This window comes from Enterobacter kobei, assembly GCF_001729765.1.
Taxonomy (GTDB): domain Bacteria; phylum Pseudomonadota; class Gammaproteobacteria; order Enterobacterales; family Enterobacteriaceae; genus Enterobacter; species Enterobacter kobei.
In genome coordinates this window covers 734210-759174 of the sequence record NZ_CP017181.1, presented here as the reverse complement: position 1 = coordinate 759174, position 24965 = coordinate 734210, and the positions used below count along the sequence as shown (strand labels likewise).

The window sequence follows — 24965 nt, the reverse complement described above, 5'->3', positions numbered from 1 at the left end:
TTTTATACGGTAAAACCGAGCATCATCCCCGTATCTTCATGCTCCAGCAGATGGCAATGCGCCATGTAGGCAAACTCCTTCGGCGCGTCGTGGTCAAACTTCACCAGCACCTCGCTCACGCCGCCCTCCACTCTCACGGTGTCCTTCCAGCCTGCGCGATGCGCATCCGGCGCGTTGCCGTTCTCAGAAAGAATGCGGAACTGCGTGCCGTGGATGTGGAACGGGTGCAGCATCATGTCGCCTTCGCCTGAAATCACCCAGCGCTCAAACTGCCCTTTTGTAGCGGCAAACATCGGCGCGTTCATATCAAACGCTTTACCGTTGATCTTATTGGCGTTGTGGAAATCAAAGCCATGACCGCCATGATCCATGCCGCCCATTTTGCCGTGGTCCATATTCATATGGCCCATCATCTGACCGTGATGCATTCCCGCCATTGCCTGATTGCCATACTTCTTCATCAGCGCCTGCATGCCCATCATGTCGAGCATCGGGTCCATGGAGAGCTGAAGCTTGCGTTGCGTGAGCCCGTCAAGCGACGGGAGTGCAGGCAGCGTGGTTAACGTATCCGGCAGCGTGCCCGACGCGGTAACCAGTAACGGCTGAATGCGTAACACTGGATGCGGCTTATCAAATGGCGCAACCGCCATCCCCATCTGGCTGACCGGGAGGGTCACCAGGTCAAACGCCTTGCCGTCGCTGATATCCACCAGCACCTCAAAGCGCTCCCCCATGAGCATCGGCAGCGCATCCACTTTAACTGGCTCGGGCAGAAGCCCCCCGTCGCTGGCGACCACGTACAAAGGGCGTTTATCACTGGTCGCAAAATTAAGGGAACGCGCGTTACAGCCGTTAAGCAGACGTAAACGCAGCCAGCCTTTTGGCGCGGCGTGCTGAGGGTAAATCGCACCGTTGGTCAGCAGCGTATCCCCGAACCAGCCGACCGCCGCGCTCATGACGTCCAGCTGGTAGTCAATCTGCCCGTCTGCGGTGAATTTTTTGTCCTGCACAATCACCGGCACATCATCGATGCCCCACTGTTTCGGCAGACGCAGCAGGCGGCTTTCATCGTCTTCAATCAGCACCAGCCCGGCCAGCCCCATCGCCACCTGATGGCCGGTTTTGCCATGCTGATGCGGATGGAACCAGCAGGTCGCCGCACGCTGCTCGGGCGTAAAAGTCACGCTACGTTTACCACCGGCCTTGATAATGCCCTGTGGTCCACCGTCGACTTCACCCGGCACTTCCAGCCCGTGCCAGTGGAGCGTCGTCTCTTCTGCGAGCGTGTTGTGGATATCCACCGTCACCGCTTTCCCTTTACGTAGCTGAAGCGCCGGACCGAGCAAATTGCCGTTATAGCCCCACGTCGTGGCGTTGTGCCCGCCAAAGGACGTTTGACCGGACTGAACAACGAGCTGGATACGGCTACGGGCGTCAGCGGTCAGTAAATCAGGGATGGGTAAGGCAGGTCTTTCAGCCGCGAAAACGGCGCGGCTCCAGAGTGGTAGTGCGCTGGCAGCCCCCAGCGCAACAGAATATTTTAAAAAATCACGACGTTGCATGTTCATTTCCTTATTTCCAGCAGGCGATCTTTTGAGCATAAACCCTCCCCTTACCGGAAGGTCAAGTCGGGCGGCAATAATAAAGATCGTCGCACTGGCATCAAGTATGCTAACGTTAATTTTCCGTGAAGAAGTGGTAGAAGCAATGAAGACGTTTTTCAGGACAATTTTGTTCGGTAGCCTGATGGCAATGTGTGCGAACAGCTATGCGCTCAGTGAAAATGAAGCGGAAGATATGGCCGACCTGACGGCGGTTTTTGTATTCCTGAAAAATGATTGTGGCTACCAAAATTTACCCAACGGGCAAATTCGCCGTGCGCTGGTCTTTTTCGCCCAGCAGAACCAATGGGATCTCAGCAACTACGACAGCTTTGACATGAAGGCGCTCGGTGAAGACAGTTACCGTGACTTGAGCGGTATTGGCATTCCCACGGCTAAAAAATGCAAAGCGCTGGCTCGCGATTCACTCAGCCTGCTCGCCTACGTGAAATAATCTTCCCGACGCCCCCTGTTCACCCTATAACCGTGCAACCATGGTTATAGTTAGCTATCATGTTTCGCTCATTTTTTATGAGTGTTACGGATGTTAACAAAGGAGTAGTCCGCGTATGGCCGACCACACGTTGTGGCATGAAACACTGCATGACCAGTTTGGTCAGTATTTTGCCGTTGATAACGTGCTCTATCATGAGAAAACCGATCACCAGGATCTCATCATCTTTGAGAATGCCGCTTTTGGCCGCGTCATGGCACTGGATGGCGTAGTACAAACGACCGAGCGTGACGAGTTTATCTATCACGAGATGATGACCCACGTTCCGCTGCTGGCGCACGGGCACGCGAAACACGTTCTGATTATCGGCGGTGGCGACGGCGCAATGCTGCGTGAAGTGTCCCGTCATCAATCGATTGAAACCATTACGATGGTCGAGATCGACGCGGGTGTGGTCTCTTTCTGCCGTCAGTACCTGCCCAACCACAATGCCGGTAGCTATGACGATCCGCGGTTTAACCTGGTGATTGACGACGGCGTTAACTTCGTTAACCAGACCTCGCAGACCTTTGACGTCATTATCTCCGACTGCACCGACCCTATCGGCCCGGGTGCATCGCTGTTTACCTCCTCGTTCTACGAAGGCTGTAAGCGCTGCCTGAACCCTGGCGGGATCTTTGTCGCACAAAACGGCGTCTGCTTCCTGCAGCAGGATGAAGCGCTCGACAGCCATCGCAAGCTCAGCACCTATTTTTCTGACGTCAGCTTCTATCAGGCGGCCATTCCTACCTATTACGGCGGGATCATGACCTTTGCCTGGGCGACGGATAACGACGTGCTGCGCCACCTCTCGACTGAAATTATTCAGGCCCGCTTCCATCAGGCTGGTCTCACGTGCCGCTACTACAATCCGGCAATTCATACCGCCGCGTTTGCGCTGCCGCAGTACCTGCAAGACGCATTATCCACTAAGGGGGTGAGCTAATTGAAAAAGCTTAAACTGCATGGCTTTAACAACCTGACCAAAAGCCTGAGTTTTTGTATTTACGATATCTGCTATGCCAAAACAGCGGAAGAACGCGATGGTTACATCGCCTATATCGACGAACTCTACAACGCCAACCGTCTGACCGAGATCCTGACAGAAACCTGTTCAATCATTGGCGCCAACATCCTGAACATCGCGCGTCAGGATTACGAACCCCAGGGTGCCAGCGTGACCATTCTGGTCAGCGAAGAGCCGGTCGACCCGAAGCTTATCGACAAAACGGAGCATCCGGGCCCGCTGCCGGAAGTGGTCGTCGCGCACCTCGATAAAAGCCATATCTGCGTGCACACCTATCCGGAGAGCCACCCGGAAGGTGGGCTGTGTACTTTCCGGGCTGACATAGAAGTGTCGACCTGTGGCGTGATTTCCCCGCTAAACGCGCTGAACTATTTAATCCACCAGCTGGAATCGGACATCGTGACCATTGATTATCGCGTGCGCGGCTTTACCCGCGATATCAACGGGATGAAGCACTTCATCGACCATGAGATCAACTCCATCCAGAACTTTATGTCTGACGACATGAAGTCGCTGTATGACATGATGGATGTGAACGTGTATCAGGAAAACATCTTCCATACCAAGATGTTACTTAAGGAGTTTGACCTTAAGCACTACATGTTCCACACCCGACCAGAAGATTTGAGCGAAGACGAGCGCAAGGCCATTACCGACCTGCTCTGGAAAGAGATGCGGGAAATCTACTACGGCCGCAATATTCCTGCCGTGTAACACGCATGCAAACGGATAAAGAAGGAAAAGCGATGATTTTTCCTTCTTTATTATTTTGTTTGTTTCTTAAACCGGCGTTTGTGCCAGTATCATCGCCGCTTCCGTACGATTTCTGACACCCAGTTGACGAAACAAGGCATGGAGATGATTCTTAACCGTTCCTTCCGCAATCCCCAGCACACGACAAATTTGTTTATTACTGTGTCCCTGCACAACAAGATGCAGGATCTCGCGCTGCCGGGGTGAGAGTGTGCGCAAAGGGGGCGGGGAATTATGCATTCGTATTAATTTATGCTCACGCAGGCAACTATCCGGTAAATATATTCTCCCTTGCCGCACCCATTCGATCGCCTGCAATAACTCTTCCGACTCCATTTTCTTTGTCAAAATCCCGGCGGCACCATTCTCCAAAAAACAAATCGGGTTTACATTATCCAGCCGTGAAAAGTTCATCAACACGAAAACATGATCCGCCTGTGATGTTAACTGCGTTAATAATGCTATTTTTTTCTCAATCTCGTAATCAGCATCCAGAATAATAATATCAGCCCGGTTTTTTATTAACCCTTTCCGGTAATGACTCCAACTTACTGATAGTGTTTTATGTTCAGATAATGCCCGATGACCTTGTCATGCAGCTCCACCGATTTTGAGAACGACAGTGACTTCCGTCCCAGCCTTGCCAGATGTTGTCTCAGATTCAGGTTATGCCGCTCAATTCGCTGAGTGTAACGCTTGCTGATTACGTGCAGCTTTCCCTTCAGGCGGGATTCATACAGCGGCCAGCCATCCGTCATCCATACCACGACCTCAAAGGCCGACAGCAGGCTCAGAAGACGCTCCAGTGTGGCCAGAGTGCGTTCACCGAAGACGTGCGCCACAACCGTCCTCCGTATCCTGTCATACGCGTAAAACAGCCAGCGCTGACGTGATTTAGCACCGACGTAGCCCCACTGTTCGTCCATTTCAGCGCAGACAATCACATCACTGCCCGGCTGTATGCGCGAGGTTACCGACTGCGGCCTGAGTTTTTTAAGTGACGTAAAATCGTGTTGAGGCCAACGCCCATAATGCGGGCGGTTGCCCGGCATCCAACACCATTCATGGCCATATCAATGATTTTCTGGTGTGTACCGGGCTGAGAGGCGGTGTAAGTGAACTGTAGCTGCCATGTTTTACGGCAGTGAGAGCAGAGATAGCGCTGATGTCCGGCAGTACTTTTACCGTTACGCACCACGCCTTCAGTAGCTGAGCAGGAGGGACAACTGATGGAGATGGAAGCCACGGGAGCACCTCAAAAACACCATCGTACACTAAATCAGTAAGTTGGCACCATTACCACCCTTTCCAGACCTCATCTTCGCTATGTGCTGCTGTGATATGTAGTGCGGGCGCAAGTTCAGCCCAACGGCATCGGATGCCATGAATGAACAGCGGCAATTCATCATAAATAAGTATATTCATTGTCGTCCCACTTAAATAATCGTTATCTTGTTAGCGGCACTTAAAAACCTCATACAGACCTCAACGCGAGAGCTGCTGTGCGATGAAAAGCAATAACACCAGATGAAATTTTCAATTGCAGGAGTAATGCCGGTTTAATTTATTAAGCACAGCCCGTCACATTTCGCCATGTAACTTTCGATACAGGCCATTCCATACAGACGGAATGATTTCTGAAAACATAACTTTACGCTCATAGATGCTTTATTCATCGATATCCATGATTAAGGGGCAGACATATTCTGCAACCACCAAAATATCGAGGAATGAATTATGCCAGATGCAAATGTTGATGCCGGATTTATAGGTTCAGTTATTAGTTCATTGCCGCTAGACAGTATGATTTCTGCGCCACTACAGGCAATGATTAAAGCCCAAACCCAGGCAGCAAAAAGTTATACCGATTTCTTATTAAGTGTCTGTATTAAGGACGGCAAGGCCGTTTCGGTACAGTTTGATTATGAGGAAACGCTCGTCGATGAGAAAGGCGTGACGACCGGTACACAGACCAAAGTCATGCGTATTCCTCTGCTCGCGGCAGTCGTGCATCCCATCATCTGTATCGAAGAAGGGACTATCGACTTCGAGCTTGAGATCCACCAGAGCGCAGCCAGCAACGAAAGCAGCAGCCAGGAAGGCTCCCTTGAGGGCAAAATCGGCTGGGGTCCATTCTCCGTCAGCGTGAAGGGGAGTGTTAGCCATAAGTCAGAACAGACCCGCTCGACCGATACCCGAGCCAAATACTCCATCCACACCTCTGTAAAACGTCAGCCGATGCCGGAGGCGCTCAGCCGCGTGGTCGATTATCTGACAAATGCTGCCACCAAACCGGCACAACGCGCAGAAGATCAGCCTGCCACACTGCCTGCCACCAACAGTTCAGGTCTGATTACCCCAGCACCGGCCCCTGCCCCGGTCGCGCCGCCTCAAGGGGGTAACGGTTAACCCACACCACACATTCAAACGCATTTAATACCCCTGGCAGGTGCCCGGCTTACGGACACCTGCCTGAAGGAGAAAAAGCATGCCTGATTCACGTCGATTCTGGTTCAGCCGTAAATCGCCCGACGCTGTAACGCCTGAAACCAGTCCCGAAACCCCGGCGGATAAACCGACAACGCTGTCATCAGAAGATCCACCGGACATAACGCCGTCCCATGCTCCCTCCGGCGAAAACGGCAACACCAGAGGCAATGACGGGGGAAATAACGGCGGTGCCGGTGGAGGCGATAACGGTACGCCGCCGCCTCCTGCCGGCAACAAGGGCAACCACGCTATGGGCTTAGATACCCTGGTACAAGGGCTCCAGCACGCGGCTTTCAGTGCCAACCAGTATATGACCCATCAGTACATCGCCGTGCTCTCCCAGTTGTTTGAGCAGGCTCCAGACGGTAGCTACAAACCCGACTACGCCGAGCTTCAGCTGGATGATGAGCATCGTTTGAACGTGCCGCTGGTAACGCTTGCACCACCGCGCAATCTCTCGATGGAGAGAATGAAGATGCGCCTGACCGTTCGCGGTGATGCAACCGAATCCATAAGCACGCTAACAGGACAGGGAGAGCGTGGCCACTTCCTCGTCACCATGGCGCCCCAGCCCCATGAAGGTAAAACGGACACCCAAAACATTGATATTGAAATTGATTTTGTCGCTCAGGAGCCGCCAGAAGCGGTGCTGCGACTGCTTGATGAATTCATCCACCGTATGACTCCCGTCCCCGTAAAGGAGAAAAACCATGAGTGATGCTTTGAAAACAACGGGCAATGGCGGCATTGCCCTTATCAAACAGTATGAAGGCCTGCGTTTAACCACCTACAAAGATGCCGTCGGCATTCCAACCATCGGTTATGGCCATGTCGAAAACCCGATCCCACCAGGCGGCACGCGAACCATCACCGCTGAAGACGCGGAGCAGATCCTACGTGAGGACTTGCAGCGTTTTGAGCATGACGTCAACAACATGCTGACGGTGGAAGTCACCCAGAACCAGTTCGATGCTCTGGTGAGCTTCGCCTTTAATCTGGGGCCAGCCAATCTGAAGAGTTCAACCCTGTTACGCAAAGTGAACAGCGGAGACTTCAACGGCGCAGCTGAAGAATTTCTGAAATGGAACCATGCCGGTGGCCAGGTTCTGGCGGGCCTGACTGCACGTCGGAACGCTGAAAAAAACCTGTTTTTATCCTGATCAATCACGAGGTGTAACATGACAATTCGAATTCTTTCCTGGTGTGCTGACTCCTTTACGCACGAGGCAGACGACCTGCGAGGGGCGGATGAAGATCTGCTGGCACACGCCAAAGAGCGGATGGAATTCCGCCTGAGTCAGGTCAGTGCTCAGCTCAAAACGGTACTGGAAACCGACTCCGGCAGCTGGGATCATACCTTTGTCACGCTTCCAGAATTCTTCTGGAATACCCGCTGGAGTAATGTGCACAGTGAAGATGACATCATGAAGCTCGGTGATTTCTGCATGAGCAATGTCAGCGACTACGTTAACAGACTGATTGATGCCTTCCCTGCCCGTTCCGGGGACCCCTCCTCTGCCATCACCTTTCTGGCGGGAACCTGTGCCATCCTGTATCGAGACGATGACGAGAGTGAGAAGACGCCCTGCCACGACGCCGTTTTTCACGCCGTGAACTGGCTGCTGTGCGGGCAAAATACCCGTAGCGATAAATCCCTGACGATGTGGCCGAAACGCTACGTTTCCACGATTGATTTCTTTCCTCAGACGGACAGCCACGCGATCCCGGGGCATATTTCTGCCCAATTGCCGGATGGTCAGATCATTCATATCGGCGACAGCAGCGAAGTGTCGGCAGAATCATTGCATGGGATCGTTGTCACCGATTACTTCACCAATACTTATGCGGGCGATAAGCCGTTCAGCATTGATATCTGTCTGGATTACTTCACGCAGGGGAATGTTCGCCCGGCGGGCTGGGAGCAACGGATAGCGGAGCTGCAGAGCAAAAACAGCGACATTGATTTTCTGATCGCCTGCGGAATGCCGGTCAGCGATCCACCGCAAAACCCGGGTGGTGTGAAATTCCTTGTACGTAACGACGGTATGCCAGTCGCCTCCCAATGCCAGGCGTGGTCGTTCAGCGCCGGGAGGGCAACACCCGTTGCAGCGACCAACCCTACCGCTAATTTTGTGAGATTTTTACTGTAGCGTAAAACCCGCAGATTCCCTCCGGCTCTCCGGAGGGAATTTCCGTTACTTCTGTTTCATAAACGCCCGGTACGCAGCTACCACCTGCAAAAAGTCCTCGACGCCGCACAGCGACAGGCTCTCTTCATCGTAGTAGCTCATCCCCTCTTCCATCTCATCACCCGAAAACTCCAGCTGGTTGGCGCGCACCATCACCTCTTCGCCATCCATCCACAGCGTGTATTCATGTCCGGCACGTTGCCAGGAGCGTTCACTGCCTTTTACCGTCTTCGCCGCCTGTTCAACTTCATCCAGCAGCGCGAGATCCTCTTTCACCTCTTCGTTAAACCAGTGGCCAACGGCTTCGTGCCCCATCGACATACGCACTTTCACCACTCCGGTGATGTCGCGCAGAAATTCGTAATCCATAGTATTTTCCTCTGCAAAGCCATTAGGGTAATTATCGCAGTAGAGAGGAAGAAAAAAAGCGGGAGAGGCGGGAGGAATGAAAATAAAAAGTGAGAGCAAGACCCAGCGGCCTGATGCCCTCACCCCGTCCCTCTCCCACGGGAGAGGGTGCAAACACTAAAAACCGTCTCGTAGAGACGGTTTGGCTGTTTATACTGCCGTCTGGAAGATAACCCCGTCAGCCTTCTCGGTGTACTGAGAGAGCTGGTCGAAGTTCAGATAGCGATAGGTGTCCACCGCCGTCTTATCTACCTGAGCCACAAAGGTCTGGTACTCTTCCGGCGTTGGCAGCTTGCCAATCAGCGCCGCAACCGCAGCCAGCTCCGCAGAAGCCAGGTAAACGTTCGCACCGGTACCTAAACGGTTCGGGAAGTTACGGGTAGAGGTGGAGACCACCGTCGCACCGTCCGCCACGCGCGCCTGGTTACCCATACACAGGGAACAACCTGGGATTTCGATACGCGCACCACTCTTACCAAACACGCTGTAGTAACCTTCTTCCGTCAGCTGTGCGGCATCCATACGGGTTGGCGGTGCCACCCACAGGCGGGTCGGCAGCTGGCCTTTATGGGTATCCAGCAGCTTACCGGCAGCACGGAAGTGACCGATGTTGGTCATGCAGGAGCCGATGAACACTTCGTCGATCTTATCGCCCTGCACATCAGAGAGCAGACGCGCATCGTCAGGATCGTTCGGCGCACACAGGATTGGCTCTTTGATATCCGCCAGATCGATGTCGATCACCGCCGCATACTCTGCGTCAGCGTCCGCTTCCAGCAGCTGCGGATCCGCCAGCCATTTCTCCATGCCCTGGATACGACGCTCCAGCGTACGACGGTCGCCGTAGCCTTCTGCAATCATCCACTTCAGCAGCACGATGTTGGAGGTCAGATACTCAATAATCGGCTCTTTGTTCAGCTTGATGGTACAGCCCGCCGCAGAACGCTCAGCGGAGGCATCGGTCAGCTCGAACGCCTGCTCCACTTTCAGATCCGGCAGACCTTCGATTTCCAGAATGCGGCCAGAGAAGATGTTTTTCTTCCCTTTCTTCTCAACGGTCAGCAGGCCCTGTTTAATCGCATACAGCGGGATCGCGTGAACCAGGTCGCGCAGGGTGATACCCGGCTGCATTTTACCTTTGAAGCGCACCAGCACTGATTCCGGCATATCCAGCGGCATCACGCCGGTCGCAGCCGCAAATGCCACCAGACCGGAGCCCGCCGGGAAGGAGATACCGATAGGGAAACGGGTGTGGGAGTCACCACCGGTACCCACGGTATCCGGCAGCAGCATGCGGTTCAGCCAGGAGTGGATAACACCGTCACCTGGACGCAGGGAGACACCGCCACGGTTCATGATGAAGTCTGGCAGCGTGTGGTGCGTGGTCACGTCAACCGGCTTCGGATACGCCGCTGTGTGACAGAAGGACTGCATCACCAGATCAGAAGAGAAGCCCAGGCACGCCAGGTCTTTCAGTTCGTCACGGGTCATTGGGCCGGTGGTGTCCTGAGACCCCACGGAAGTCATCTTCGGCTCGCAGTATGCGCCAGGGCGAATACCCGCAACGCCGCATGCGCGACCCACCATTTTCTGCGCCAGCGAATAACCACGGTTGCTTTCCGCAACATCTTTCGCGTGACGGAACACGTCTGAGTGCGGCAGGCCCAGCGCTTCACGCGCTTTGGTGGTCAGGCCACGACCGATGATCAGCGGGATACGGCCACCGGCACGCACTTCGTCGATCAGCACGTCGGTTTTCAGCTCGAAGCTTGCCAGTAGTTCGTTAGTGTCGTGGTTACGCACTTCGCCTTTATACGGGTAGACGTCAATCACGTCGCCCATGTTCAGGTTACTGACATCCACTTCAATCGGCAGCGCACCTGCATCTTCCATGGTGTTAAAGAAGATAGGGGCAATTTTGCCGCCGAGGCACAGGCCGCCGCCGCGCTTGTTAGGCACGTGCGGAATGTCGTCACCCATGAACCACAGCACGGAGTTGGTCGCGGACTTACGGGAAGAACCGGTACCCACAACATCACCCACATAGGCCAGCGGGAAACCTTTCTCCTGAAGCGCTTCGATCTGTTTGATCGGGCCGACGCTACCCGGCTGATCCGGCTCAATGCCTTCACGGGCATTCTTCAGCATCGCCAGGGCGTGCAGAGGGATATCAGGACGAGACCACGCATCCGGCGCCGGAGAGAGGTCATCGGTGTTGGTTTCACCGGTCACTTTGAAGACGGTCACGGTAATTTTTTCAGCCAGGGCCGGACGGTTGAGGAACCATTCGGCATCCGCCCAGGACTGCATCACCTGCTTCGCATAGACATTGCCCGCTTTGGCTTTTTCTTCGACATCGTAGAAGTTATCGAACATCAGCAGCGTTGAAGAGAGCGCTTTCGCGGCAATCGGTGCCAGCGTGTCGTTATCCAGCGCGTCAATCAGCGGATGAATGTTGTAACCACCCTGCATAGTGCCGAGCAGTTCAATGGCTTTTTCAGGAGTAACCAGTGGGGAGGTGGCTTCGCCTTTGGCGATAGCAGCAAGGAATCCGGCTTTTACGTAGGCAGCTTCATCTACGCCAGGCGGTACGCGGTTGATCAGCAGATCTAACAGGAATTCTTCTTCGCCCTTAGGCGGGTTCTTCAGCAGCTCGACGAGCGCGGCCATTTGGGTTGCATCTAACGGTTTGGGTACAATTCCCTCGGCGGCACGTTCTGCTACGTGCTTACGGTATTCTTCTAGCACGACGGTTCTCCTCGCTCTCATTGTCATATGCGGCGGGCGTTCTCTTCACGCTCCTGTGAGACAGCAGTTTGTAGGGTAAATGCCCGATACCGCGTCGGGCAGCATAGCAGGATTTCTGCACAGTGTTAATCTGTTTACAAAAAAGCAACATTAAAATATTTGCTGAATCGTTAAGCATGGTGTAGCGGGGAAACGAGACGAATTTGGGGTACAAAAAAACCGCTTCACAGCGGTTAATTTGTTGCCTTGCGGTGGTAGCACACCGGGTTGGCAGATTTGCGGCAATCCCAACGCGATGAATTTTGCATCACGCCACGCTGGCTTGCAAGCCATTATGTCGATTTTGCGTAGCGCCTTCCTGCTTCGAATAAAAATCCGTTCAACTTCATTTTTCGTCTTCTGAAAGACCGCTGAGTCGATTACTCTTCTCCCCGGCCTGCTTCGCTGGCGTAGCAACCAGTCACCGGGCCCGGGAGCAGTTCCGTAACCTACGCGGCAATCCCAACTTGCCTGGTTCTGCCTTTCCCGGTGAAGAATGAACCCGCGTAGCCTGTACAGGAACGCATGCAATGGAGATGCGAATCACTGCGCTGATCGTTGCGATCGGTTTACTGCTTACCGCACTACACGGTGGCTGGAACATATCCGACATCACGGTGCTGTTCGTCGTCAACCTCGGCAACTAGCTGCTGGCCGCTCGCAAGAGCGGCCTTCTGAAACCCCGGCGGTTTTTCAACCATCCTATATAATTGTGTAATAAATATTCACACTCTTTGTCCGGACAAAATCGACGCTTCCCAAGAAAAGTCAAAACCGTAAAAGACGGGTGAATAATACTCACGCCAACCGTAACGCCTCACGGCACAGCGCTTGTCTCGTTGGAGTCACTATATGAAGTTGCCCTTTAAGCCACATCTGCTCGTCCTTCTGTGCAGTACCGGGCTGTTTGCCGCCTCTGGCGTGATGTTTGTCAAAAGCCGTGCATCAGAGCCTGTCGCTCCCGCGCCTGTCGCCCAACAACAGGTGGCAACACCTGCGGCCCAACCCGCTCCCGTTGTCGCACCAGCTTACACGGCCGCGCAAATCGATCAGTGGGTCGCCCCGATTGCGCTCTACCCGGACGCGCTGCTGTCTCAAATTTTAATGGCATCGACCTATCCGGCCAACGTTATCCAGGCCGCGCAGTGGTCAAAAGATAACCCCAACATGCAGGGCGATGCCGCGATTCAGGCGGTGGCGAGCCAGCCGTGGGATCCCAGCGTGAAATCGCTGGTGGCGTTTCCTCAGTTAATGTCGCTGATGGGCGGGAATCCACCGTGGGTACAAAACCTCGGCGATGCGTTTCTCGCGCAGCCGAAGGACGTGATGGATTCCGTTCAGCGCCTGCGCGCGCTGGCGCAGAAGACCGGCGCTTTACAATCCACGCCTCAGCAGACGGTCACCACCGTGACAAAACCGGCGCCAGCGAAAACTACCTCCAGCGAGTCAACCACATCTACCGCGCCCGCACCCACGGTCATTAAAATTGAATCCGCTGACCCGCAGGTCGTTTACGTCCCCACCTATAACCCCAATACGGTTTACGGTACCTGGCCAAACAGCGCGTATCCGCCAACCTATCTCCCGCCCTCGCCTGGAGAGCAATTTACCGACAGCCTGGTGAAAGGCTTAGGCTTTAGCCTGGGCGTGGCGACAACCTACGCCATCTTCAGCAATATCGACTGGGATGACGATGATGACTGGGATCATCACCATCATGACGATGACTGGGATCACGGCGGCTATAATCGCAACGGTGATAACAACATCAATATTAACGTTCAGAACTTTAATAAAATCAGTGGTCAGCGTCTGACGGACGCCAGCCGCACCTGGCAGCACAACCCGGCCTACCGGGAAGGTGTGCCCTACCCGACAAACCAGCTCAACACGCGCTTCCACTCCACCAACACGGCTACGGGGCTCAGCGCAACACAGCAAAAACCGGTTAACCGCGATAGCCAGCGTCAGGCCGCCCTCAGCCAGATGGAGAAATCGACGGGCAAAACCTTCCCACAGACTGCGCACCCGGGGATTAAAGATGCACAGCGGCAGGCCTCAAGTGAACAGCTCAAGCAGATTTCTCAGCGCAGTAACTACCGTGGCTATGACACCAAAACTCAGACGGCGAAGCGGACAACCACACAGCAGCGCGAAAACCGCCAGACCGCAACGCAGCGACAGGAGAAACGAATCTCACAACCTGCGCAACAACACGCGCTCCAGCAGCGAACCAGTCAGCCCAGGGCGAATGCGCTGAGCGGTAACGACAGTCGCTCCGCCAACTGGCAAGCCCAGCAGCAGCGTGGTTCGCAAAGCAGACAACTGGCTGCCCGTCATCAGCCGCCGCGTCAGGCATCTGCCGGACGTGTTGAACACCGTGAATTCCGTCATCGTTAAGGGAGCAAACATGAAAAATAAACTTCTCTGTGGAATGGTGGTGTTCATGATGTCGGCGTCCGCGATGGCGCAGCAATCTTTCAGCACGCCAGAACAGGCAACAGATGCGCTGGCTAGCGCCATCAGCGAGCAAAACGAAAGTGCGATGAGCAATCTGCTCGGCGAAAACTGGCGCGACTTTCTGCCGCCTGAAGGGGTAGATCCTGATGCCGTTGCTCGCTTCCTGCGTGACTGGAAAGTCCGGCACAACACGGTTGTCGAGGGTAACACAGCACATCTTGCTGTCGGAGACAGCGGCTGGCAGCTTCCCATCCCGGTGGTTAAAACCGCTTCCGGCTGGCAATTTGACATGAAAGAAGGGGCCGAGGAGATCCTGACCCGCGAGATTGGGCGTAACGAGCTTGCCGCCATTGAAGCCTTACATGCCTATGTGGATGCCCAGCAGAACTATTTTGCGCTGAACCAGAAATACGCGCAGAAAATTGTCAGCGCGGACGGGAAAAAGGATGGTTTGTACTGGCCCGTCTCGCCAGGCGAAACGCCAAGCCCACTTGGTCCGGCGTTCAGTCCGAAAGAGCCTGGGGCGGGATACCACGGCTATCGCTTCCGCATCCTGCCGGATAATAACGGTTTCGCGATGGTGGCCTGGCCGGTCAGCTATGGTCAAACCGGCGTGATGAGCTTCGTGATAAACCAGAACGACAAGGTTTACCAGTCCGATCTCGGCCGCGATTCTGAGCAGAAAGTCCGGGTGATGACCGCGTATAGCCCGGATAAAACCTGGCAGCCCGTCGAACCCTGAGTAACGTCAACGGACCACGTTTTGTAGGCCGGGTAAGGCGAAGCCGCCACCCGGCTGTTTTACTTACAGAATATTTGCCACTGATTTCGCCAACTGCGCTTCCAGAACTGGTTTCGCTTCTTCGAATTTCAAATTGACCTTGTTAGCATTCGATACCACGCGGGTCTGATACTTCGCGCGATCGCCCTGCTCGCTGCTGGTTTGCAGCTTCACGCCGGACGTACCCTGACGCAGCGCCGCAATGTTATCGGTGGTGACTTTCGCTTTGCTACGCTCAGAGATCTGCAGGTCGGTAACCATGGTGTAGTTCACATCTTCTACCATCGCATCTGCCGCCATGCCAATTAGCCCAGCCGCCAGACCCACGCCCAGCGCGGCGCCAGAGGAGTTGCTGTTGTAGGCGGTAATACCGGCACCCAGAGCGGCCCCCACGGCGGCGCCTTCATAGCCGGTTTTCAGGTAGCCCTGAGACTCGCGCAGGTCCATTTTGTCTGCTTTAAGGACGTTAGCCTGCACCCAGTAGTATGCGCTGTCAGGTGAGGACGTTACCTTATACCCTTTAGCGCTCAGATCGTTTGCCAGCAGCGTCTGGAGGTTGCTCATGTCTTTATCGGAGGTGTTTTTAACCTGGATGTAGACCGTTTTTTCACTGGAAGGCTCAAGCCAGATGGTCTCACTCATCTGGGTTTTCACTTCCAGGTTGCGTTTTTTCACGGCAGTCGTCATCGCGCCACATCCGGTCAGCGTCATGACTGACGCCAGTAAGCCAATTCCCACAACTTTCTTTAAAGACATGCGTTTTCCTTTTTTCGTGTAATTAAAAGTCCAGAACCCCTGAACAGCGCAGCCAGTAGCCACACAACGGTGAAAAAAGTATCGGCAGATGAAGAGGAATTTTTAGCGGAAATATCAACGAGATGACTACCAATTTGGGTAGTTTTAGGGCAAAAAAAACGCCTCCGGAGAGGCGTTTAGCAATCAAAAGAAACTTATTTCTTCTTCGCTTTCGCGTTTGGCAGGTCGGTGATGCTACCTTCAAACACTTCTGCCGCCAGGCCCACGGACTCGTGCAGAGTCGGGTGAGCGTGGATGGTCAGCGCGATGTCTTCCGCGTCGCAACCCATTTCGATCGCCAGACCGATTTCACCCAGCAGCTCGCCGCCGTTGGTCCCGACAATCGCACCACCGATCACGCGGTGAGTCTCTTTGTCGAAGATCAGTTTGGTCATACCGTCTGCGCAGTCGGAAGCGATAGCACGGCCAGAAGCAGCCCACGGGAAGGTGGCGGTTTCGTAGCTGATGCCTTTCTCTTTCGCTTCTTTCTCAGTCAGACCCACCCATGCCACTTCTGGCTCGGTGTACGCGATAGATGGGATCACTTTCGGATCGAAGTAGTGTTTCATGCCGGCGATAACTTCAGCGGCAACGTGACCTTCGTGAACACCTTTGTGCGCCAGCATTGGCTGACCGACGATATCGCCGATAGCAAAGATGTGCGGCACGTTAGTGCGCAGCTGTTTGTCAACGCGGATAAAACCACGGTCGTCCACTTCCACGCCAGCTTTGCCCGCGTCGAGGTTTTTACCGTTCGGCACACGGCCGATAGCCACCAGCACGGCGTCGTAACGCTGTGGTTCGGATGGGGCTTTTTTGCCTTCCATGGAAACGTAAATACCGTCTTCTTTGGCTTCAACGGCAGTTACTTTGGTTTCCAGCATCAGGTTGAATTTCTTGCTGATACGTTTGGTGAAGACTTTAACGATGTCTTTGTCTGCAGCCGGGATAACCTGGTCGAACATTTCAACCACGTCAATGTCTGAACCCAGCGCATGGTACACGGTACCCATTTCCAGACCGATGATACCGCCACCCATAACCAGCAGGCGCTTAGGAACGGTTTTCAGCTCCAGTGCATCGGTGGAATCCCACACGCGCGGATCTTCATGTGGAATGAATGGCAGTTCGATTGGGCGAGAACCTGCCGCGATGATCGCGTTGTCGAAGTTGATCACGGTTTTGCCGTTTTCGCCTTCCACTTCCAGGGTGTTCGCACCGGTGAATTTACCCAGACCGTTTACCACTTTCACTTTACGGCCTTTGGCCATACCCGCCAGACCGCCGGTCAGCTGAGTGATAACTTTCTCTTTCCAGGTACGAATTTTGTCGATATCGGTTTTCGGCTCGCCGAAGACGATACCGTGTTCAGCCAGCGCTTTGGCTTCTTCGATCACTTTCGCGACGTGCAGCAGCGCTTTAGAAGGGATACAGCCGACGTTCAGACAAACACCACCGAGGGTGCTGTAACGTTCTACGATGACGGTTTCCAGACCTAAATCCGCGGCGCGGAATGCTGCGGAATAACCTGCCGGGCCTGCCCCAAGTACTACGACCTGAGTTTTGATTTCTGTGCTCATCATGACCTCTTAATTTATACCCGTCGTCCACCGGGTCGTTCTATCCGCCCGCATTTTACAAAATTGTTAACAATTTTGAAACAACAAACGGCTCATGAATTTTTGCTTACGCCAGTAACCTCAAAAACATCGTGAGATTACCAGAAAAAAGCCGGCCGACTGGCCGGCTTTTCGATTACATCACCAGGCGGCGAATGTCGCTCAGCATGTTGTTGATGATGGTGATGAAACGCGCACCATCAGCACCGTCGATCACGCGGTGGTCGAAGGACAGAGAGATTGGCATCATCAGACGCGGCACAAACTCTTTACCATTCCACACCGGCTCCATCGCGGACTTGGACACACCGAGGATAGCCACTTCCGGCGCGTTCACAATCGGCGCGAAGTGGGTAGTGCCCAGGCCACCGATGCTGGAGATAGTGAAGCAGCCGCCCTGCATTTCGCCGGCAGTCAGCTTACCATCACGCGCTTTTTTGGAGATGGTGGTCAGTTCACGGGACAGCTCAGTGATGCTCTTCTTGTTCACGTCCTTGAAGACCGGAACAACCAGACCATTTGGCGTATCAACCGCAACACCGATGTTGATGTATTTCTTCAGCGTCAGCTTCTGGCCGTCTTCAGACAGGGAGCTGTTGAAGCGTGGCATCTGCTCAAGTGCAGCGGCAACGGCTTTCATGATGAAGACCACTGGGGTGAATTTCACGTCCAGTTTACGCTTCTCAGCTTCGGCGTTCTGCTGTTTACGGAACGCTTCCAGATCGGTGATATCGGTTTTGTCGAAGTGCGTAACGTGCGGGATCATCACCCAGTTACGGCTCAGGTTAGCACCAGAGATTTTCTGGATACGGCCCAGTTCCACTTCTTCGATTTCGCCGAACTTGCTGAAGTCCACTTTCGGCCATGGCAGCATGCCCGGGATACCGCCGCCAGCGGCTGCAGCAGGTGCAGCTTCGGCACGTTTCACCGCGTCTTTCACGTAGGTCTGAACGTCTTCGCGCAGGATACGACCCTTACGGCCAGTCCCTTTCACTTTCGCCAGGTTCACACCGAACTCGCGCGCCAGGCGACGAATCAGCGGGGTGGCGTGGACATACGCGTCGTTTTCAGCGAACTCAGATTTTTCTGCTTTCGCAGCAGGGGCAGCAGCAGGTTTAGCAGCCTGAGCCGGTGCAGCAGCCGGTGCTGGAGCAGCAGCGGCAGCCGGAGCGGCGGCAGGCGCAGCGCCTTCCACTTCGAAGACCATGATCAGAGAGCCGGTAGACACTTTGTCGCCAGTGCTGATTTTGATCTCTTTAACGGTACCCGCGAACGGCGCAGGAACTTCCATGGAAGCTTTGTCGCCTTCAACGGTGATCAGTGACTGTTCAGCGGCAACTTTGTCGCCCACTTTCACCATCACTTCCGTCACTTCAACTTCGTCACCGCCGATGTCCGGTACGTTAACGTCTTTCGCGCCGCCAGCAGCAGCCGGTGCAGCGGCCGGAGCCGGAGCAGCAGCCTGAGCAGGCGCGGAAGCAGGTGCAGCACCCGCCACTTCGAAGACCATGATCAGGGAGCCTGTAGACACTTTGTCACCGGTGTTGATCTTGATCTCTTTAACGGTACCCGCGAACGGCGCAGGGACTTCCATAGAGGCTTTGTCACCTTCTACGGTGATCAGTGATTGCTCAGCCGCAACGGTGTCGCCCACTTTCACCAGGATTTCGGTGACTTCGACTTCGTCACCGCCGATGTCAGGCACGTTCACTTCTTTTGCTGCGGCGGCAGCTGCTGGAGCAGCAGCCGGAGCGGCTTCTTTCTTCTCTTCCTGCGCAGGTGCAGCAGCTGCTGCACCGTCGGCGGAATCGAAAATCATGATCAGTTTGCCGGTCTCGGTTTTATCGCCAACAGAGACTTTAATCTCTTTAACGATGCCAGCCTGAGGAGACGGGACTTCCATAGAGGCTTTGTCGCCTTCTACGGTGATCAGCGACTGTTCAGCTTCAACTTTGTCGCCCACTTTGACCAGGATCTCGGTGATTTCAACTTCATCAGCCCCGATGTCCGGTACATTGATTTCGATAGCCATTATTCTTTTACCTCTTACGCCAGACGCGGGTTAACTTTATCTGCATCGATGTTGAATTTGGTAATTGCGTCCGCAACCACTTTCTTATCGATTTCGCCACGTTTAGCCAGTTCGCCCAGTGCTGCTACAACCACGTAAGAAGCATCAACTTCGAAGTGGTGACGCAGGTTTTCGCGGCTGTCTGAACGACCGAAGCCGTCAGTACCCAGTACGCGATAATCATCAGCTGGAACGTAAGTACGAACCTGCTCAGCGAACAGTTTCATATAGTCAGTAGACGCCACCGCTGGCGCGTCGTTCATCACCTGAGCGATGTACGGAACGCGTGGAGTTTCCATTGGGTGCAGCATGTTCCAGCGCTCACAATCCTGGCCATCACGAGCCAGTTCAGTGAAGGAGGTCACGCTGTACACGTCGGAACCGACACCGTAGTCCTTCGCCAGGATCTGTGCGGCTTCACGCACGTGACGCAGGATAGAGCCGGAGCCCAGCAGCTGAACTTTACCTTTGCTACCTTCAACAGTTTCGAGTTTGTAGATACCTTTACGGATACCTTCCTCGGCACCTGCTGGCATTGCCGGCATGTGGTAGTTTTCGTTCAGGGTGGTGATGTAGTAGTAAATGTTCTCTTGCGCTTCACCGTACATGCGCTGCAGACCGTCATGCATGATAACTGCCACTTCGTACGCGTAAGACGGGTCGTAAGAGATACAGTTAGGGATAGTCAGAGACTGAATGTGGCTGTGACCATCTTCGTGCTGCAGACCTTCACCGTTCAGGGTCGTACGACCAGAAGTACCACCGATCAGGAAGCCGCGAGCCTGCTGGTCGCCTGCCTGCCAGCACAGGTCACCGATACGCTGGAACCCGAACATGGAGTAGTAAATGTAGAACGGGATCATCGGCAGGTTGTTGGTGCTGTAAGAGGTCGCAGCAGCCAGCCATGATGCGCCTGCACCCAGCTCGTTGATACCTTCCTGCAGGATCTGACCTTTCTCGTCTTCTTTATAGTAAGCAACCTGCTCACGGTCCTGCGGGGTGTACTGCTGGCCGTTCGGGCTGTAGATACCGATCTGACGGAACAGACCTTCCATACCGAAAGTACGCGCTTCGTCGGCGATGATTGGCACCAGACGATCTTTGATCGACTTGTTCTTCAGCATCACGTTCAGGGCACGAACGAAAGCGATAGTGGTAGAGATCTCTTTGTTCTGCTCTTCGAGCAGCTGAGAGAAGTCTTCCAGCGCTGGCAGTTCCAGCTTCTCGGTGAAGTTAGGCTGACGAGCTGGCAGGTAGCCTTTCAGCGCCTGACGACGTTCGTGCAGGTACTTGTGCTCTTCAGAACCTTCCGGGAAGGTGATGTAAGACAGGTTTTCTACCTGCTCATCGGTCACTGGAACGTTGAAACGGTCGCGGATATAACGCACGCCGTCCATGTTCATTTTCTTAACCTGGTGAGCGATGTTTTTACCTTCTGCGGTATCACCCATGCCGTAACCTTTGATGGTATGGGCCAGGATAACAGTCGCTTTACCTTTGGTCTCACGCGCTTTTTTCAGTGCCGCGTAGATTTTCTTCGGATCGTGACCACCACGGTTCAGCGCCCAGATCTGCTCATCAGTCCAGTCTGCAACCAGTGCGGCGGTTTCAGGATATTTACCGAAGAAGTGCTCACGCACGTAGGCACCGTCTTTGGATTTGAAGGTCTGGTAGTCACCGTCAACGGTTTCGTTCATCAGCTGGATCAGTTTACCGCTGGTGTCTTTACGCAGCAGTTCGTCCCAACGGGAACCCCACATGACTTTGATTACGTTCCAGCCAGCACCCGCGAAGATGCCTTCCAGTTCGTTGATGATCTTGCCGTTACCGGTTACCGGACCATCCAGACGCTGCAGGTTACAGTTGATGATGAAGCACAGGTTGTCCAGCTTCTCACGGGTTGCGATGGTGATCGCACCTTTAGATTCTGGTTCATCCATTTCGCCGTCGCCCAGGAAGGCGTAAACGGTCTGCTCAGAGGTGTCTTTCAGACCACGGTGTTCCAGATATTTCAGGAATTTAGCCTGATAGATCGCACCGATTGGACCCAGACCCATGGATACGGTCGGGAACTGCCAGAATTCAGGCATCAGTTTAGGGTGCGGGTAAGAAGACAGGCCTTTACCGTGAACTTCCTGACGGAAGTTGTTCATCTGCTCTTCAGTCAGACGACCTTCCAGGAATGCACGTGCATAGATGCCCGGAGAGATGTGGCCCTGGAAGTACACCAGATCGCCGCCGTCTTTCTCGTTCGCTGCACGGAAGAAGTGGTTAAAGCACACTTCGTAAACGGTCGCAGAAGACTGGAAGGACGCCATGTGGCCACCCAGCTCCAGATCTTTCTTGGACGCGCGCAGAACAGTCATGATGGCGTTCCAGCGGATAGCTGAACGGATACGACGTTCCAGATCCAGATTGCCCGGGTATTCCGGTTCGTCTTCAACGGCAATCGTGTTTACGTAGTTGCTAGCCCCTGCACCTGAAGCAACCTTCACGCCGCCTTTGCGGGCTTCAGAAAGCAGCTGATCAATCAGATACTGAGCGCGCTCAACACCTTCTTCACGGATGACCGATTCGATCGCCTGTAGCCAGTCGCGAGTTTCGATCGGATCCACGTCATTTTGGAGACGTTCTGACATGGGGGTATTCCTTATCTATCTAATACGTTGATTTGTCTGGAACCTGTCCCATTGTGCTCTTCAGCAAGAACACAATAAGACAGGTTCTGCGTTTAGTTGCCGCGCTCTAAAAGTACCTGGCGCTTAATCCTTTCGTTGCTGTATGCGGCGTAATGAACGTTCGCGACGCGATTGTTCACGGCTGCGGTCCAGCAAGATTTCCTCAATGAAAGCCAGGTGACGGTGCGACGCTTCGCGCGCCTGCTCCGGTTCCCCGGCCATTATCGCCTCGAATATTCGGGTGCGATGGTTGCTTACCAGTGGGAGCATCTCCCGACGGGCATACAACAATTCAAAATTCTGACGAACGTTCTGGGCCAGCATCGGCTCCATGCAGCGTAGCAGATGGAGGAGCACCACATTGTGTGCCGCTTCGGTGACGGCGATTTGATACTGGACGACGGCGCTGGACTCGGCGTCTAAATCGCCGGACTGCTGTGCCCGTTCAATGGCCTGATGCAGCTCGCGGATACGCACGCGATCTTCATCAGTGCTGCGAAGGGCAGCGTAATAGGCCGCAATACCTTCCAGCGCGTGACGGGTCTCAAGCAGGTCAAACTGGGATTCTGGGTGGTCAGAGAGAAGTTCTACCAGCGGATCGCTGAAGCTCTGCCACAGGCTGTTTTGCACAAAGGTTCCGCCGCCCTGGCGACGAAGCAGCAAGCCCTTTGCTTCGAGGCGTTGAATCGCCTCACGCAGAGAGGGACGTGAAACGTCGAACTGTTTTGCCAGTTCGCGTTCTGGCGGAAGTTTCTCACCCGGGCGCAGAGTCCCTTCGAGGATTAAAAACTCCAGCTGCTGCTCAATCACATCAGATAGTTTTGGTTGGCGAATTTTGCTGTAGGCCATATTCCCTGTCTTACGCCTTTTTGCCCGGAGTCAATTGGTCTTACCAATTTATATTTCGTATCGCTAAAGTAACAAAGTATTCACCTTCTGTCCATATTGGTTTTGATTGAAATCAGTAAACCCTGCACATTTTAACAACCTTACAGAAATAACGTTTCAGAAATGTAACTTTGCACAAATGAGTTGATTACTCCCAAAGTGGGAGTTTTAACCATAATGAAACGAGGGTTTTTGCAATCTGAAGCGATTCAACAAGGCAAATTATGAAAATTCGCCCACTTAAGGCGCATTTCTATTCTATAGGTTGGGGTAAGAAGCGAGAGCGGAGTGATTTACAAATGCTTTCTTTTTATTCAACTCGTCATCAGCCCTTCATAAAGCAGGTGCATTCACAGGCACTTACCACTATTCTGGCGCTTACGGAAGTCATCTCCGCTTTTTTCGGTTCGTTTAACCGTAAAGAAATAAATACAGAATATGGATTTTCATAATTACACACGCACAGCGTGACATAACAACCACACACGAGGTTTCAAATGGAAGCTCAACAGCACGGCGATCAGCTAAAGCGCGGGCTAAAAAACCGCCATATTCAGCTCATCGCACTGGGCGGTGCTATTGGTACCGGCCTGTTTCTGGGCAGCGCATCCGTTATCCAGTCTGCCGGTCCGGGCATTATTTTGGGTTACGCGATTGCGGGTTTCATTGCTTTTCTGATCATGCGCCAGTTAGGTGAAATGGTTGTCGAGGAGCCGGTCGCTGGCTCCTTCAGCCACTTTGCCTATAAGTACTGGGGCAGCTTTGCCGGTTTCGCCTCCGGCTGGAACTACTGGGTATTGTACGTTCTGGTTGCCATGGCCGAGCTGACTGCCGTCGGGAAGTATATTCAGTTCTGGTATCCCGACATCCCAACCTGGGTTTCTGCTGCAGCTTTCTTCGTCATTATCAACGCCATTAACCTCACCAACGTAAAAGTGTTCGGTGAGATGGAGTTCTGGTTTGCCATCATCAAAGTGATCGCCGTCGTGGCGATGATTATCTTTGGCGGCTGGCTGCTGTTCAGCGGCAACGGTGGCCCACAGGCAACCGTGCGTAACCTCTGGGAACAGGGCGGCTTCCTGCCTCACGGCATGACCGGTCTGGTGATGATGATGGCCATCATTATGTTCTCTTTCGGCGGTCTGGAACTGGTGGGTATCACCGCCGCAGAAGCCGACAATCCTGAGCAGAGCATCCCGAAAGCGACGAATCAGGTTATCTACCGAATTCTGATCTTCTATGTGGGCTCGCTGGCAGTCCTGCTCTCCCTGCTGCCATGGACGCGCGTCACTGCCGACACCAGTCCGTTTGTGCTGATTTTCCACGAACTGGGTGATACCGTCGTGGCGAACGCGCTCAATGTCGTGGTGCTGACCGCGGCGCTTTCCGTGTACAACAGCTGCGTATACTGCAACAGCCGTATGCTGTTCGGTCTGGCCCAGCAGGGCAATGCGCCGAAGATGCTGCTCAACGTTGATAAACGCGGCGTGCCGGTCAACACCATCATTGTTTCAGCCATCGTGACGGCGCTGTGCGTGCTGATTAACTACATGGCGCCGGAATCCGCATTTGGCCTGCTAATGGCACTGGTGGTCTCTGCACTGGTCATCAACTGGGCGATGATCAGCCTGGCGCACATCAAGTTCCGCCGCGCGAAACAGCAGCAGGGCGTGACGACGCGCTTCCCTGCCCTGCTCTATCCGCTGGGTAACTGGATCTGCCTGCTGTTTATGGCGGCCGTGCTGGTGATCATGCTGATCACGCCGGGTATGGCAATCTCCGTCTACCTGATCCCGGTCTGGATTGCCGTGCTGGGCGTTGGCTATCTCTTCAGCCAGAAAAGCCGCAAGGCCATGAAGGCCCACTAAGTCTCCTCCGCGGTACCTGCTTTTGCGGGTACCGCGCGTTGTTACCTCCCTCACACT

21 protein-coding genes are annotated in these 24965 nt (G+C 54.0%); 11 read left to right on the top strand and 10 right to left on the bottom strand.

Annotated elements, in window-relative coordinates; translation table 11 throughout:
* Positions 1 to 2: 2 nt before the first annotated feature.
* Positions 3 to 1562: a multicopper oxidase CueO gene (gene cueO, locus BFV64_RS03590; protein WP_069601704.1), complete on the bottom strand. Its 1560-nt coding sequence runs from the start codon at positions 1560 to 1562 to the stop codon at positions 3 to 5.
* 145 nt (positions 1563 to 1707) lie between these two features.
* On the opposite strand from cueO, the gene BFV64_RS03585 reads away from it, so the two are divergent.
* From BFV64_RS03585 to speD, 3 genes are all read left to right on the top strand, one after another.
* Positions 1708 to 2055: a YacC family pilotin-like protein gene (locus BFV64_RS03585; RefSeq protein WP_014882582.1), complete on the top strand. Its 348-nt coding sequence runs from the start codon at positions 1708 to 1710 to the stop codon at positions 2053 to 2055.
* 115 nt (positions 2056 to 2170) lie between these two features.
* The gene (gene speE / locus BFV64_RS03580; RefSeq protein ID WP_014882581.1) at positions 2171 to 3040 is read left to right on the top strand and encodes a polyamine aminopropyltransferase; all 870 of its coding nucleotides are present in this window, start codon (positions 2171 to 2173) and stop codon (positions 3038 to 3040) included.
* A complete protein-coding gene (gene speD / locus BFV64_RS03575) occupies positions 3041 to 3835 on the top strand; it encodes an adenosylmethionine decarboxylase (protein ID WP_014882580.1) in 795 nt (264 codons plus the stop codon).
* A 66-nt stretch (positions 3836 to 3901) separates the two neighbouring features.
* On the opposite strand, the gene BFV64_RS03570 is transcribed toward speD, so the two are convergent.
* Positions 3902 to 4288, bottom strand: a complete 387-nt coding sequence (locus BFV64_RS03570) for a LuxR C-terminal-related transcriptional regulator (protein WP_235611146.1) — start codon at positions 4286 to 4288, stop codon at positions 3902 to 3904.
* Positions 4289 to 4422: 134 nt separating this feature from the next.
* A protein-coding gene (locus BFV64_RS03565) for an IS1 family transposase (RefSeq protein ID WP_223216367.1) occupies positions 4423 to 5120 on the bottom strand; the annotation gives its coding sequence in 2 pieces (ribosomal slippage) (positions 4423 to 4871 and positions 4871 to 5120; 699 coding nt in all).
* 491 nt (positions 5121 to 5611) lie between these two features.
* Here BFV64_RS03565 and BFV64_RS03560 point away from each other — a divergent pair.
* From BFV64_RS03560 to BFV64_RS03545, 4 genes are all read left to right on the top strand, one after another.
* Positions 5612 to 6283 carry a DUF2589 domain-containing protein gene (locus BFV64_RS03560; RefSeq protein ID WP_023332101.1) on the top strand — a complete coding sequence of 224 codons (672 nt, stop codon included), beginning with the start codon at positions 5612 to 5614 and terminating at the stop codon, positions 6281 to 6283.
* Between the two features lie 79 nt (positions 6284 to 6362).
* Positions 6363 to 7082, top strand: a complete 720-nt coding sequence (locus tag BFV64_RS03555) for a DUF2589 domain-containing protein (RefSeq protein WP_069601703.1) — start codon at positions 6363 to 6365, stop codon at positions 7080 to 7082.
* Positions 7075 to 7524 (top strand): lysozyme, encoded by a 450-nt coding sequence (locus tag BFV64_RS03550; protein ID WP_023339018.1) that lies wholly within the window; start codon positions 7075 to 7077, stop codon positions 7522 to 7524. The genes BFV64_RS03555 and BFV64_RS03550 overlap by 8 nt, the downstream gene beginning before the upstream one ends.
* A gap of 18 nt (positions 7525 to 7542) precedes the next feature.
* Positions 7543 to 8514 carry a hypothetical protein gene (locus tag BFV64_RS03545; RefSeq protein WP_023339017.1) on the top strand — a complete coding sequence of 324 codons (972 nt, stop codon included), beginning with the start codon at positions 7543 to 7545 and terminating at the stop codon, positions 8512 to 8514.
* A 45-nt stretch (positions 8515 to 8559) separates the two neighbouring features.
* Here BFV64_RS03545 and yacL read toward each other — a convergent pair whose 3' ends face one another.
* Positions 8560 to 8922, bottom strand: a complete 363-nt coding sequence (gene yacL, locus BFV64_RS03540; protein WP_014882574.1) for a protein YacL — start codon at positions 8920 to 8922, stop codon at positions 8560 to 8562.
* 189 nt (positions 8923 to 9111) lie between these two features.
* The gene (acnB, locus tag BFV64_RS03535; RefSeq protein ID WP_023332097.1) at positions 9112 to 11709 is read right to left on the bottom strand and encodes a bifunctional aconitate hydratase 2/2-methylisocitrate dehydratase; all 2598 of its coding nucleotides are present in this window, start codon (positions 11707 to 11709) and stop codon (positions 9112 to 9114) included.
* Between the two features lie 891 nt (positions 11710 to 12600).
* Between acnB and BFV64_RS03530 the strand changes: the two genes are divergently transcribed.
* Both BFV64_RS03530 and BFV64_RS03525 read left to right on the top strand, forming a co-directional pair.
* Positions 12601 to 14148: a DUF3300 domain-containing protein gene (locus BFV64_RS03530; RefSeq protein WP_069601702.1), complete on the top strand. Its 1548-nt coding sequence runs from the start codon at positions 12601 to 12603 to the stop codon at positions 14146 to 14148.
* Positions 14149 to 14158: 10 nt separating this feature from the next.
* The gene (locus tag BFV64_RS03525; RefSeq protein ID WP_045134579.1) at positions 14159 to 14950 is read left to right on the top strand and encodes a DUF2950 family protein; all 792 of its coding nucleotides are present in this window, start codon (positions 14159 to 14161) and stop codon (positions 14948 to 14950) included.
* A 63-nt stretch (positions 14951 to 15013) separates the two neighbouring features.
* Here BFV64_RS03525 and traT read toward each other — a convergent pair whose 3' ends face one another.
* The 5 genes from traT to pdhR form a co-directional block, all read right to left on the bottom strand.
* Positions 15014 to 15745, bottom strand: coding sequence for a conjugal transfer complement resistance protein TraT (traT, locus tag BFV64_RS03520; protein ID WP_014882569.1), 732 nt, complete (start codon positions 15743 to 15745; stop codon positions 15014 to 15016).
* A gap of 194 nt (positions 15746 to 15939) precedes the next feature.
* Positions 15940 to 17364 (bottom strand): dihydrolipoyl dehydrogenase, encoded by a 1425-nt coding sequence (gene lpdA / locus BFV64_RS03515; protein ID WP_023332094.1) that lies wholly within the window; start codon positions 17362 to 17364, stop codon positions 15940 to 15942.
* Between the two features lie 175 nt (positions 17365 to 17539).
* The gene (gene aceF, locus BFV64_RS03510; RefSeq protein WP_014882567.1) at positions 17540 to 19435 is read right to left on the bottom strand and encodes a pyruvate dehydrogenase complex dihydrolipoyllysine-residue acetyltransferase; all 1896 of its coding nucleotides are present in this window, start codon (positions 19433 to 19435) and stop codon (positions 17540 to 17542) included.
* Between the two features lie 14 nt (positions 19436 to 19449).
* Complete coding sequence (gene aceE / locus BFV64_RS03505) at positions 19450 to 22113, bottom strand: pyruvate dehydrogenase (acetyl-transferring), homodimeric type (protein WP_014882566.1); 2664 nt, start codon at positions 22111 to 22113, stop codon at positions 19450 to 19452.
* 123 nt (positions 22114 to 22236) lie between these two features.
* The gene (gene pdhR, locus BFV64_RS03500) at positions 22237 to 23001 is read right to left on the bottom strand and encodes a pyruvate dehydrogenase complex transcriptional repressor PdhR (protein WP_014882565.1); all 765 of its coding nucleotides are present in this window, start codon (positions 22999 to 23001) and stop codon (positions 22237 to 22239) included.
* A gap of 263 nt (positions 23002 to 23264) precedes the next feature.
* Between pdhR and BFV64_RS03495 the strand changes: the two genes are divergently transcribed.
* Both BFV64_RS03495 and aroP read left to right on the top strand, forming a co-directional pair.
* On the top strand, positions 23265 to 23492 hold the full coding sequence (locus BFV64_RS03495; protein ID WP_078309342.1) for a hypothetical protein: 228 nt from the start codon (positions 23265 to 23267) through the stop codon (positions 23490 to 23492).
* A 45-nt stretch (positions 23493 to 23537) separates the two neighbouring features.
* Entirely contained in the window at positions 23538 to 24908 is a 1371-nt protein-coding gene (gene aroP, locus BFV64_RS03490) for an aromatic amino acid transporter AroP (protein ID WP_014882564.1), read from the top strand.
* The last annotated feature ends 57 nt before the right edge of the window (positions 24909 to 24965 follow it).